Annotated in this window: 1 pseudogene; it reads left to right on the forward strand. The window is 70.8% G+C overall.

The features are described from left to right. Nucleotides 1-226 (forward strand): annotated as a pseudogene (locus tag EXE42_RS18090) (inorganic phosphate transporter); the annotation flags it as partial.

Raw genomic sequence — 226 nt, forward strand, 5'->3', positions numbered from 1 at the left:
CGGCGCGGGGACGCTGGGGCAGCGCGTGGTGACCACGCTGGGCGAGGACCTCGTCACCGGCGCGAACGTGTTCACGCTGGAGACGAGCATCATCGTCCTCTTCTTCATCGGCGGGGCGCTGTTCGTCGGCAACTTCGCCGGCGTCCCGGCGTCGACGTCGATGACGGCGGTCGGCGCCATCGCCGGGCTCGGGATCGCGACGAACACCCTCGACTGGGCCGTGATG

This window comes from Halorubrum sp. SP3 (assembly GCF_005435195.1).
Classification (GTDB): domain Archaea; phylum Halobacteriota; class Halobacteria; order Halobacteriales; family Haloferacaceae; genus Halorubrum; species Halorubrum sodomense.